Source organism: Methylomonas sp. MS20 (assembly GCF_050275925.1).
GTDB lineage: Bacteria > Pseudomonadota > Gammaproteobacteria > Methylococcales > Methylomonadaceae > Methylomonas > Methylomonas koyamae_A.
In genome coordinates this window covers 5,024,352-5,036,661 of the sequence record NZ_CP189962.1, presented here as the reverse complement: position 1 = coordinate 5,036,661, position 12,310 = coordinate 5,024,352, and the positions used below count along the sequence as shown (strand labels likewise).

The following is a 12,310-nucleotide window of genomic DNA, read 5'->3' as shown; positions in this document are numbered from 1 at the left end:
GCGATTCCTCTGTCCACAGTCCTTAGATCTCTAGCCAGCCATGAAAAAATCGATAATCGCCTGCGCCGTTCAGCAGCCCTGTAATCGTGGCCGGGATACCAATCTGGCCTATTCGTTGAGCCGGATCCAAGCCGCCGCCCAACAGGGCGCCGAGTTGGTGGTGTTGCCGGAACTGCATCTGGATCACTATTTCTGCCAAAGCGAGGACACCGAGTGTTTCGACCTGGCTCAGGCTATCCCCGGCCCGAGTTGCGAGTCTTTGGCGGATGCCGCGCGAGCCAATCAGGTCGTCGTGGTCTCGACGATATTCGAAAAGCGCGCGCCCGGCCTTTACCACAATACCGCCGTCGTGTTCGACAAGGATGGCAGCATTGCCGGCACGTTTCGGAAAATGCATATTCCGGACGATCCGGGTTTTTACGAGAAGTTTTATTTCACGCCCGGCGATCTAGGCTTCAAGCCTGTCCAGACTTCGCTGGGAAAATTGGGCGTGTTGATCTGCTGGGACCAGTGGTATCCGGAAGCGGCGCGACTGATGGCGCTGGCCGGCGCCGATCTGTTGATCTATCCGACCGCGATAGGCTGGAACCCGGAAGATGAGGCGGCGGAAAAGCAGCGTCAACTGCAGGCTTGGATCACTGTGCAGCGTGGTCACGCCGTCGCCAACGGCTTGCCGGTGATTTCCTGCAACCGGATCGGCTTCGAAGCCGCGCCGGACCAAGTGCCGGGCATTCAGTTCTGGGGCAACAGCTTCATCGCCGGACCGCAGGGGGAAGTGCTGGCGAGCGCCGACGACGTTGAGGATTGCTTGCTGTTCGCCGAACTCGATCCCAAACGGAGCGAGGATGTGCGGCGGATTTGGCCGTTTCTGCGGGATAGGCGCATCGATGCTTACGGGGATATTTTGAGGCGTTACATCGATTGATCGAGGTTCGATCCGTTTTTAAGGCGGATCGGTCTGCTAGCCTGTTGAAAACGGAGGCCCGGCAAGCGACGGGCCTCCGTTTTTTTATTCCTCGGCCGAGCTTTGCGGGCGAGGTTGCGGCTCGGCACTTTCTTGAGAGCGGTTGCTGCTGCGCTCGGCAAACTCGCTGGCATATGAATTCGCCGGGGCGATCGAGTCGTTGCTGACGTAGCGGTTGCTGGGCGCCTCGGCGGACGACTGATCTGATTCGCCGTTGTAATTCTGTTCGGTTTTGCGCTCGGCCGAGTTACGTGGGTTACGGCGACGGTTACGGTTGCGGCGGCTGCGCTCCTGACCGTTACGGCGCGGTGCGCCTTCGCCTTCCTGTTCGCCTGACGCCGCCGGCAATGGTTGTTCCGCGGCCGGGCTGGCGGTTTGGGTGATGGCGTTGTCCGTCGTCGCTTGCGGATTAGGGCCGCCGCGGCGATTGTTGTTGTTGCGGCGACCGTTCCGGCCGGCACCGGGGCGGTCCTTGCGGACGTTGCGGTTGGGCCGGTTTCTTTCTTCGCCGGGTTTGCCTTCGCCGCTGGCTTCCGGAGTTTCGGCGATTTTGTCCTTGCCGATCAAGCGTTGCCAGAAGCGCTGGATCAGGCTGGCGGAATTTTTCTTGCTCTGTACCGGTGCCGGCGAGTCGGGCAGGAATTCCTTGATCGCCGCCTTTTCCGATTTCGGGCCGGCTTGTTTGGCGAATTCCGGTACCGCGATTTCCTCTTCCTTCAATTGCAGGTGGCTGGCCTTGTCGTCGCCTTCCACCGTTTTAATCCGCTCGATATCGTAGGCCGGCGTTTCCAGGTGTTTGCTCGGCAATACAATGATGCCGACATGCAGGCGGGCTTCGATTTCTTGAATCGCCGCGCGTTTTTCGTTGAGCAGGAAGGTGGCGCAGTCGATAGGCAGGTGAGCGATGACGCGCTCGGTGCCTTTTTTCATCGCTTCTTCCTCGATCAGGCGCAACACCGACAAGGTCACCGATTCCACGTTGCGGATCGTGCCTTGGCCCTTGCAGCGGGGGCAGGTCAGTTGGGTGGAATCGCCCAGCGACGGCCGCAAGCGTTGCCGCGACATTTCCATTAGACCGAAGCGCGAAATACGGCCGGTCTGGATGCGGGCGCGGTCGATTTTCAACGCATCGCGCAGGCGGTTTTCGACCTCGCGTTGGTTTTTGTTCGACATCATATCGATGAAGTCGATCACGAACAGGCCGCCCAAATCGCGCAGCCGCAGTTGGCGGGCAATCTCGTCGGCGGCTTCCAGGTTGGTATTCAGCGCGGTTTCTTCGATGTCGCTACCTTTGGTGGCGCGCGCCGAGTTGATGTCGATAGACGTCAGCGCCTCGGTATGGTCGATGACAATAGAGCCGCCGGACGGCAACGAGACTTCGCGCTTGTAGGCCATCTCGATCTGGGTTTCGATTTGGTAACGGCTGAACAGCGGAACGGTGTCCTGATATTGCTTGGCCTTATGCAGGTTGTGCGGCATCACTTGCTTCAGGAAGTTTTGCACCAGTTTAAAGGCGCCTTCCTGATCGATCAGGATTTCGTCGATGTCTCCGCGCAAGTGGTCGCGCAACGCGCGGATGATGACGTTGCTTTCCTGGAAGATTAGGAAGGGGGCGGCTTGTTCCTGGCTGGAGCGATCGATCGCTTCCCAAAGTTGCATCAGGTAATTCAAGTCCCATTGCAGCTCTTCGACGTTTTTATCGGAACCGGCGGTACGAATGATCAGGCCCATGCTGTCCGGAATTTCCAGCGCCGCCATGGTTTCGCGCAATTCGCTGCGATTATCGCCTTCGATGCGTCGGGAGATGCCGCCAGCTTTGGGATTGTTCGGCATCAGCACCAGATAGGTGCCGGCCAGACTGATGTAAGTGGTCAGCGCGGCCCCCTTGTTGCCGCGCTCCTCTTTCTCGATCTGGACGACGATTTCCTGACCTTCCCGAATATTCGACTTCGAAGACTTGCCTTCGCCGTCGTCGCCGGTGCGGTATTCCGGGGCGATTTCCTTAAACGGCAGAAAGCCGTGCTTTTCGGCGCCGTAATTGACGAAAGCGGCTTCCAGGCTGGGCTCTACCCGGGTGATGATGCCTTTATAGATATTGGATTTTTTCTGTTCTTTGGAAGGGACTTCGATGTCAAAATCATAGAGTTTTTGACCATCTACCAAGGCCACTCGCAACTCTTCGGGTTGCGTGGCGTTGATAAGCATTCTTTTCATTAAATTATCCTTATTGTTGTGTATCCCACCTAGAGTTTAAACAGGTTGGTTTGTCGCGGATAAAGGCGGCGGGTTCCCGATGCGTTACCAAGTGAGCGGCCGGACTGACTGAAAACTGCAATGAATAGTAGTAGTTATAGCAGCGAATATCGGATGGACCGAGGGTGGCGCTTGTCGTGCGGGGAATCTGTTATACCGAACTCTATGCTTTAGGATGCAAGTCGCTCATCATGGGTCGAGCGATAAAACCCGAAAATTCTTGTTATTAATTTAGCGAGGAAAACGGCCGCGTGGCCCGATAATCAATTTCCATCGCCCAGTCTATCGATAGATAAACTAGCCTAATATAGCAATCTTTACCAGAGGCAGCAATTTTAAACATGGCCGGCTTGGATGTTGCTATTATTTCCGCCATGAATCAAGTAAGCGAAACGCCGCGCCCGAGTGTGCAATGGCTGGAAGTCACCGACGCGAACAGCGAACAACGGTTGGACAATTTCCTGATCGGTTTTCTCAAGGGTGTGCCCAAGACCCGCATCTACCGGATGGTTAGGAAGGGCGAAGTCAGGGTCAATAAGGGGCGTGTCGACGTCAGCTACAAACTGGTCATTGGCGACATCGTCAGGATTCCGCCGGTCAGGGTGGCCGAAGCCGCCGACGAGGTCATCGTGCAGCCGGCCTTGAAGTTCAGCCTGGAAAATCAAATTCTGTACGAGGACGACGGCTTCATCGTTCTTAACAAACCGTCCGGTTTTGCCGTGCACGGCGGTAGCGGCGTCAGCGGCGGCATCATCGAAGCGCTGCGGCAAATCCGTCCGCAACAGAAGTTTCTGGAACTGGTGCACCGGCTGGACAAGGAAACCTCGGGCTGTTTATTGATCGCCAAGAAGCGCTCGGCGCTACGGGTTTTGCACGAAATGTTTCGCGGTGACGGCATCCAAAAGACTTATTTGGCGCTGCTGGCCGGTCAATTCAAACGAAAAAGTCAGCGTGTCGATGTGCCGCTGCTGAAGAACGTCGCACAAGGTGGCGAACGCATGGTGGTCGTCAGTCAGGCCGGCAAACCGGCCGAGACTTTGTTTACCCGCTTGAAGGCGTTTCGGGAAGCGACACTGGTGCATGCGGCGCCCAAGACCGGCCGGACCCATCAAATTCGGGTGCATGCCGCCTGGCTCGGGCATCCCATCGTCGGCGACGACCGCTACGGCGAGGACAACGTCAACAAGGCTTTCAAGCAACGCGGCTATAAGCGCTTATTCTTGCACGCGGAGCAACTGCGTTTCGCACACCCGCTGACCGGCGCCCCGCTGCATTTCAATGCGCCGCTGCCGGCCGATTTACAAACCTTGCTCGAGCATGAAGAAACGCTTTGATTTGATTATTTTCGACTGGGACGGCACCTTGGCCGACTCGGTGGACTGGATCGTGCACTGCATCCGCCAAGCCGCCGCCAGACAGGGCTGTCCGGTACCGGAACCTCAAGCCGTCAAGGACATCATAGGGCTCAGTATTGAAAACGCCGTGGCCCGGTTGTTTCCAGGACTCGACGAAGAAAAGGGCCGGCGCTTGGCCGGCGATTACGCCCAAACGTTTTTTTCCAGGGAAATGAGCAGGGACGACTTGTTTCCCGGCGTGCCGGAAATGTTGGCATGCTTTCGAGAGGCCGGTTACCGTTTGGCGGTGGCCACCGGCAAGAAAAGCGCCGGCTTGCGGGAAGTGATCGCCGGTACCGGTTTGACCGCCAGCTTTTGCACGACCCGTAGCGCCGATCAGACCGCGTCCAAGCCGAATCCGCTGATGATCGACGAAATCGTCGCCGAGTTGGGCGTTGCCAAGGACAGAACCTTGATGGTCGGCGATTCGGTTCACGATTTGCAAATGGCGTTGAACGCCGGCGTCGCGTCGGTGGCGGTGACTTGCGGCGCGCATCCGGCTGAGACGCTTAAGCGCTATTCGCCGTTGTATTGTTTGAATTATCCGACCGAGTTGCTCGGTCTACTTTAAGGAGGCAGGTCCTTGGACACGCAAAATCAAAATCAGGAACCGGAAGGCCAGGATGGCGGTTGGGAACGGCAGACGCTGGAGAAACTGGCGTTCGCCGCGATTAACGAGCAGAAGATCGCGCGGCGTTGGGGTATCTTTTTCAAGGTCTTGACCTTTGTGTATTTGTCGGCGGTATTGTTGGTCGCGACCTATCCCAGCTTCGAGGAAAAAATGAGCTCCGATCGCCAGCACGCGGCGGTCGTCGATATCGTCGGCGTGATTGCCGACGGCGAGGCCAGTTCGGCGAGCGTAGTCATCGAAGGCTTGCAGGATGCGGCCGAAGACAAAAACACCAAGGGCATTATTTTGAACGTCAATTCGCCCGGCGGCACCCCGGTGCAAGCCGGTTACATTTACGACGAGATTCGCCGGATCAAGGCCGAACATCCCGATTTGCCGATTTATGCGGTGGTCGGCGATGTTTGCGCGTCGGGCGGCTATTACATTGCCGCCGCGGCCGACAAGATTTTTGTCAATCAAGCCAGTATCATCGGTTCGATCGGCGTCATCATGAATAACTTCGGCTTCACCAATGTGCTCGATCGACTGGGGATAGAACGGCGGACCTTGACCGCCGGCGAGCACAAAGCCTTGCTCGATCCGTTTTCCCCGGCCAACAGCCAGGAAACCAAGCACATGCAATCGATGTTGGATCAGGTTCACCAGCAATTTATCGACGCGGTCCGCAAAGGGCGGGGCGACAGACTGAAAGAAACGGCGGACATGTTTTCAGGGCTGGTCTGGACCGGCGCCGAGGGCGTCAGACTGGGTTTGGCGGACGACTTCGGCAACGTCGATTCGGTTGCCCGCGATCAACTCGATACCGAGCACACGCTGAACTTCACGCCGCAGGAGCGTTTACTGGACCGCTTGGCCGGCCGGATGGGCGCTTATTTCGGCCATTCGATAGCGACCAGTCTGGGGTTGGGACAACTGCGTTGATCGCTGCGCGTCGGGCGGGCGATGGCGACTGACTATCACTGATCTCAGCGCGGCGTTTGCTTCAGGCGTGTCGGCGCGCCACTGGGCATGGCGCGGATTCGCCGGCGTTTAGCGTATCGATTATCGCGTCGTCGCCTCATAAAGTGAAGTGCCGCACCTGAGGTCGGCCTTGACGCTACTCCGGCTAAGCTTATAGTCATACGTTCGCGACAATCGCGCGGCATCTAGCGTCATGCCGGGATTTAATCCGGGTCCCGCGGAGGTTGGTCGAAACTTTCCAACCGTGTCAACGCCGCATCGTAATCGAAGTTTTCAATCGCGCGCAGTAGCGGTAAGACCTGATCGCCGAGCGCGGTTCTTAACTCCGCGCGGTGCTCCAGAGCCAGTTCGTTGGCTTGGATGTCGCCGGACGCTAACAGCGACCGCAAGCGGGGCAACAAGTCGGCGGCCGAGATACCGCTTGGCGTCGGCTCGATGGCCGGCGGCGGTAACCGAGTGTCGGCTTCGGCAACGAAGCGCTGCAGGGCCGCGTTCAAACTTTCGATGCGCGCAAGTAGGGCTTCGGCCGGTTCGCGTGCTCTGGCCGCTCGCAGCAAGTCGGCCGCCGGGTCGGCGATTCCGATCAGCGCCAGAGAGCCGGCGCTGCCTTTCAACAGATGGGCAAGATCGGCGATCTTGGCGACTTCGCCGGCCTCCAGCCAAGCCAGTAAAGCCGCTGGATCGGCGCGGTGGTTGTCCGCGAACAATCGCAGCAGTCGCCGATATTTTTCCAGGTTTCCGTGCAACAGAGCCAGGCCGCGTTGCCAGTCAAGGTCGGTAAGCGCCGCTAAGTCGGCTGCCGCTTCCGCGTTGGTCGCGTCGGGTAGCGGCAGCGGCGCGCGCAGCCAGCGCGACAGCGTGGCATACAGCGTGTCGGGCTCGACCGGCTTGGCGATGAAATCGTTCATACCGGCGGCGAGACAGGTGTGACGATCTTCATTGAACGCGTTGGCGGTCATGGCGACGATGGGCACCGTGCGGCCCTTGTCGCTGGCGCGGATGATGCGGGTGGCTTCCAGGCCGTTCATTTTCGGCATTTGCATGTCCATCAGGATCAAATCGTAGTCGGCGGCGGCGAATTTCGCGACAACCGCTTCGCCATCTTCCGCGCTGTCGACGCTTAGTCCGGCGCCGCGCAACAAGTCCTCGGCGACTTCGCGATTGATGGCGTTGTCCTCGGCCAGTAATACGCGGGCGTTGACTTGGCTGAGCTTCTGGCGGGTTTGAACGCCATTGAGTTGGTCGGGCTCCTGCTGAACAACGCCGCGCCCCAGGTTCAGCCAAGCCGTAAACCAAAATCGGCTGCCCAGGCCCGGCCGGCTATCGACCCCGACCTCGCCACCCATCAGTTCGGCCAAGCGGCGGGTAATGGTCAGTCCCAGACCCGTACCGCCGAAGCGGCGCGTGGTCGAGGCGTCCGCCTGCTCGAATGCATCGAATAGCTTGCCGGGGTTGGCGCTATCGATGCCGATTCCGGTGTCTTCCACTTCGAAACGCAATAAAACCCGGTCGGCGTCGGTTTTCAACAGCCGGCAACGCAAGGTAATTTGGCCGGTCTCGGTAAATTTGACGGCATTGCCGGCGTAGTTCAGCAAGGCCTGGCGCAACCGGGTCGGGTCGCCGGACAGCGATGCCGGCACGGGATCGCATTCGATGTAAACGGCCAAACCCTTGGTTTTGGCCTTGTCGTAAATCAACGAATAGACATGGTCGAGCAGCGCGTGTGCCGAAAATTCGGTTTGTTCCAGCGTCATCCGGCCGGATTCGACCTTGGACAGATCGAGAATGTCGTTAACGATATTCAGCAGATGGTCGGCGGCGGCGTTGATCTTAGTCAACCGTTCCGATTGGCTCGGTGTCGGTTCGGCGGCTTGCAACAAGTGGGTCAAGCCGATGATGGCGTTCATCGGCGTGCGGATTTCATGGCTCATGTTGGCCAGGAACGCAGTTTTGGCGCGGTTGGCGGCCTCGGCGGCCAGGCGTGCTCGCTCGCGTTCGCGTTCCAGGTTTTTTTGGGACGAGATGTCCCGGGAAAATCCGACTGTACCCAGGACCCGGCCGTCGGCATCGATGACCGGAGCTCGACTGGTTTCGTGGATCCGGCCGGGTTGCCAAGGTAAATATTCTTCTATCGTTTGGCGGGCGCGAGTTTCGATGGCCCGCTGTTCCATATGGCGATTGCGTTCGGCAATCTCGGGAGGGTACAGTTCGGCATCGGTTTTTCCGAGTATGTCGACGATGGACATGCCGCTGAAGTCGGCCAACGCGCGATTGGCGGCCAGGAGATGACCGTCTATGTCTTTCAGCCAAGCCAGTTGCGGAATGTTGTCGATCAGCGCTTGCAGGTAATTGCCGGTCAGCCGCAGTTCGGCGGTGCGTTCCGCGACCAATTCTTCCAGGTTGCGGCGGTGGCGCGACAATTCCTCCGACAGGCGTTTTTTGTCGCTGATATCTTCCTTGATAGCCAGATAATGACTGATCCGACCATTGGCGTCGCGAATCGGGCTAATGCTGGCGAGCTCGACGTATTCGCTGCCGTCCTTGCGGGTATTGATGAATTCGCCCTGCCAACTCTGCCCCTGTTGCAGGGCCTGCCACAGGTCGCCAAATACCGCCGGCGAGGTCTTGCCGGATTGCAGAATCCTGGGGTTTTTGCCGAGGACTTCTGCGCGCTCGAAGCCGGTGGCCTGTACGAAAGCTTGATTGACGTATTCGATGTTGGCGTTGAGGTCGGTGATGACGATGCTTTCCGGACTTTGTTCGACGGCTTGCGATAGTTTGAGCAGCTGTAGTTCGGCGTGTTTGCGTTCGGTGATGTCCTGCAGGGTGCCGTCGATTTGCGTGCCGTCGCGGAGCGCTTGGCCGGTAACTCTGAACCATTGGGTGTTTCCGTGGGTGCCGGTGGCGGCCAACTCCAAATCGAACGCGGTATCGTGCCGAGCCGCGTCGCGCAGCGCTTGATCGAGGATGTGCCGTTCGGCCGGTGCCAGACGGCTCGACAGGGTATCCAGCTCGGGCTTTGCGTCGGCCGCCAAGGCCAGGATGTCGGCGACTTCGTCGGTCCAGGTCAATGCGCCGGAAGCCGGCGTATAGCGCCAGCCGCCAATTTTAGCCATCGCGCCGAGCCTGCGCAGCAAGGTTTCTTTTTCGTCGAGGGTCGATTGAGTTTGCAAGCGCTCGGTTAAGTCTTCGCCGGAACTGAGCAGGCCGGTTACCCGGCCGTCCGCGTCGGTCAATAGTTTGTGATGCCAGCGTATCGTTCGGGTTTCGCCGGTTTTGGTCAGAATGGGGTATTCGTCGTCCAAGCGCGCGTCTTGCACGCCGGTCAATACCTTCCGAAAGCGCGGGTAAAGATCGCGCTGGCCCCGCGGTTGCGGAACGCAGTCCAAAAACCAATCGCGGCCGGCCATGTCGGTGTCGGCGCGGCCGAGCAGCGCACAGCCGGCCCGGTTAATCATCTTGACGCGGCCTTCCATATCCAGCGCGAGCATCAAGGTTTGCACCGTATCCAAATAACGTTGGTTGCGGTCGTGTACTTGGCGCAGTTCGTCCTGGTTGCGCTTCAGTTCGGTGATGTCCCTGGCAATTCCGAACAGGCCGACGATTCGGCCGTCGTCGGCCAGCAAAGGCCCCTTGGTCGTCATGAAAATTGCTTCGCCGTCATTGGTGGGTAGGTGTTCGGTAACCGTGACCCGCTGTCCGGCGTCGAGAATTAAACGGTCGTTGGATTTAAGTTCGGCGACCAGGTCGGCGGGAAAAATCGACGCGTCGTCGCGGCCGATCACTTCCGCCGCGCTTTTGCCGGTAATGATTTCCGCCGCGCGGTTGAAGAGCAGGTAACGGCCGTCCGAGTCCTTGGCAAAGATGGCGTCGCTCGAGCCGTTGGCGATCGCGTCCAGCAATTGCAGAGAACGTAATTTGGCTTCGCGCTCGCGTTCGGCCGCGCGTTGAATGCTTTGGTCGGAAAACGTCAACACCGCGCCCAGCCGTTCTCCGTTCGTGCCGAGAATCGGTGCGCAACACAGGCGAACCGGCCGATCCGCGCCGTTTGGACGGAATAGCAGCCAGTCGCCGCTGTCGGAGACGAAACCACTGCCGGTCAACACCGGCGTCAAATTCAGCGGGCTCCGGCCGGATTCAGTGACGATGGTCATGATCGCCGCCAGCGGCTTGCCGACGGCGTCGGCCGCGCGCCAGCCGGTTAGGGCTTCGGCGGCGGGGTTCAGCAATTCGACTCGGTCGGCCGCATCGACCGCGACGACCGCGTCGCCGATGCTTTGCAAGGTCGTCAGATAGCCGGATTCGCTGGCGTTTAACAATTGGCGGTTGGTGGCGATCAGCTGGTGTAGACGATGGTGGAAGTAACTGAATAAAACACCCATGGTCAGAAACAAGGTCATCGATACGAATTGGGCCGGCTCGGCCAATTCGAACGAGAATGGCGGCGGGATGAAGATGTACCAGACTAGGCCGATCGCGAGCAGCGTCGCCAGTAAACCGCTGAGCCAGCCGCCCAGCCAGCCGGAAAAGAAAACGGCCGGAAACATCAGAAACCAGACATAGGGCGAAACGATGCTCCATAGGCTCCATTGGACGCCGGCCGCCAGGGCCGGTAACAAACCGGCCAGTACTAAGCGAAGCGCTCCAGGGCGAACCTCGGCTGGCGCGGGGGCTAAAGCGTCGGCGTGGCGGCCGTAACGGGTCAATAGCAGGTAGAGTAGCAAGGTGGTCAAGGCCACGAAAATCCAGCCTTTTACCGTGCTGACGAAGGCGAATCGCGCTGGCTCCGGAAATAGCGCGACGATGGCTTCGTCCGAGAACAGTATCCATAAGAACCCAGTCAGCGCGTATAAACCGACGATTTTGCCGATCTGGCCCCGGCTCAACACTGCGGGTTGGGTTTGCGAGAAGGGTCTGGCGGCGTTGGGAGGCATGCTGCTGTCCGGTTGGATTGGGCCGCCGGTTGGCGCTAAAGCGGGTCCCGGAATTCGGTTGCGATCATTTTGAAGTTCTCCAGACAGTGCGCGAAGCCGTCGGCAATATCGGGATCGAAATGCCGACCCCGGCCGGCCATGATGATGTCGGCGGCTTCGCCGAAATCGATCGGCGGTTTGTAGCTGCGTTGGGATATCAGCGCGTCGAAGACGTCGGCCAACGCCATAATGCGGGCCGACACCGGTATCGCCTCGCCTTGCAGGCCTTCGGGGTAGCCGCTGCCGTCCCATTTTTCATGATGCCAGTGGGCGATTTCCTTGGCCAGCGCCAAAAACGCCGCAGAGGCGCGAACGTCGCGTTCGGCGCGTTCGATGGCGTCGCTGCCGAGCTTGGCGTGGGTTTTCATGATTTCCCACTCGGCGGCGGTCAGCTTGCCGGGTTTGGTAAGAATATAGTCGGGAATGCCGACTTTGCCGATGTCGTGCAGCGGGGCGGAACGCGTTAACAATTTAATATAATTCGGGGTCAGCGTCTGGCTGAAGCGAGGATGATCCCGCAAGCATTCGGCCAAGGTTCGGACATAGCCTTGGGTGCGCAATAGATGTTGGCCGGTTTCCGGGTCGCGGGTTTCAGCCAGATGCGCCAAGGCCAGAATACTGACGTTTTGGGTCAGTTCGTTTTCCGCCATGCGCTTGCCGATTTCATTTTCCAGAAAGGCATTTTGATCGGCTAGCCAGTCGCGCGCTCGTTTGGCTTCGAGCTGGGCCGCGACCCTGGTCAGCACCACGGCGGGCTGGATGGGCTTGGCGATGTAGTCGGCGGCCCCGAGTTGCAGACCGTACTGTTCGTCGCGGGCGTCGTCGAGCGCGGTCAGGAAGATCACCGGAATGTCGGCGCTGCCGGGTGCGGCCTTCAAACGGGTCAATACTTGGTAGCCGTCGACTTCCGGCATCATGACGTCCAGCAGGATCAAGTCCGGGCTCGGGGTTTGGTTGGCATAGCGTAGCGCGGTGGCGCCGGAATTGGCGGCCTTGACCCGATAGCCGGCGCCCTGCAACAAGGTGCCGAGGATGTGCAGGTTCTCTGGCATGTCGTCGACGATCAGTATCGTGGCGGGTTCTGCGCTGGCGGGTGTTATCACGTGAGGCCTCGGTCGGAACGCGGTAACGCGAA

The 12,310-nt window shown here is 59.1% G+C and carries 7 protein-coding genes; 4 read left to right on the top strand and 3 right to left on the bottom strand.

What is annotated here, in order from left to right; genetic code table 11:
* The first annotated feature begins 40 nt into the window (after window positions 1-40).
* Complete coding sequence (locus ACQE3D_RS22455) at window positions 41-925, top strand: carbon-nitrogen hydrolase (protein WP_313730393.1); 885 nt, start codon at window positions 41-43, stop codon at window positions 923-925.
* Window positions 926-1,009: 84 nt separating this feature from the next.
* On the opposite strand, the gene ACQE3D_RS22450 is transcribed toward ACQE3D_RS22455, so the two are convergent.
* The gene (locus tag ACQE3D_RS22450; RefSeq protein WP_064024912.1) at window positions 1,010-3,178 is read right to left on the bottom strand and encodes an Rne/Rng family ribonuclease; all 2,169 of its coding nucleotides are present in this window, start codon (window positions 3,176-3,178) and stop codon (window positions 1,010-1,012) included.
* Window positions 3,179-3,591: 413 nt separating this feature from the next.
* Here ACQE3D_RS22450 and rluC point away from each other — a divergent pair, with 413 nt between their 5' ends.
* From rluC to sppA, 3 genes are read left to right on the top strand one after another with little or no spacing between them, the layout of a single operon-like run.
* Entirely contained in the window at window positions 3,592-4,551 is a 960-nt protein-coding gene (gene rluC / locus ACQE3D_RS22445; RefSeq protein WP_313730394.1) for a 23S rRNA pseudouridine(955/2504/2580) synthase RluC, read from the top strand.
* The gene (locus ACQE3D_RS22440; RefSeq protein ID WP_313730395.1) at window positions 4,535-5,182 is read left to right on the top strand and encodes an HAD family hydrolase; all 648 of its coding nucleotides are present in this window, start codon (window positions 4,535-4,537) and stop codon (window positions 5,180-5,182) included. Before rluC ends, ACQE3D_RS22440 begins: the two co-directional genes overlap by 17 nt.
* A 12-nt stretch (window positions 5,183-5,194) precedes the next feature.
* Window positions 5,195-6,163 carry a signal peptide peptidase SppA gene (gene sppA, locus ACQE3D_RS22435; protein ID WP_313730396.1) on the top strand — a complete coding sequence of 323 codons (969 nt, stop codon included), beginning with the start codon at window positions 5,195-5,197 and terminating at the stop codon, window positions 6,161-6,163.
* 242 nt (window positions 6,164-6,405) lie between these two features.
* Here the strand turns inward: sppA and ACQE3D_RS22430 are convergent, their stop codons facing one another.
* On the bottom strand, window positions 6,406-11,136 hold the full coding sequence (locus ACQE3D_RS22430; protein WP_313730397.1) for a PAS domain S-box protein: 4,731 nt from the start codon (window positions 11,134-11,136) through the stop codon (window positions 6,406-6,408).
* A gap of 35 nt (window positions 11,137-11,171) precedes the next feature.
* Window positions 11,172-12,278 carry a two-component system response regulator gene (locus ACQE3D_RS22425; protein WP_313730398.1) on the bottom strand — a complete coding sequence of 369 codons (1,107 nt, stop codon included), beginning with the start codon at window positions 12,276-12,278 and terminating at the stop codon, window positions 11,172-11,174.
* Window positions 12,279-12,310 lie beyond the last annotated feature (32 nt).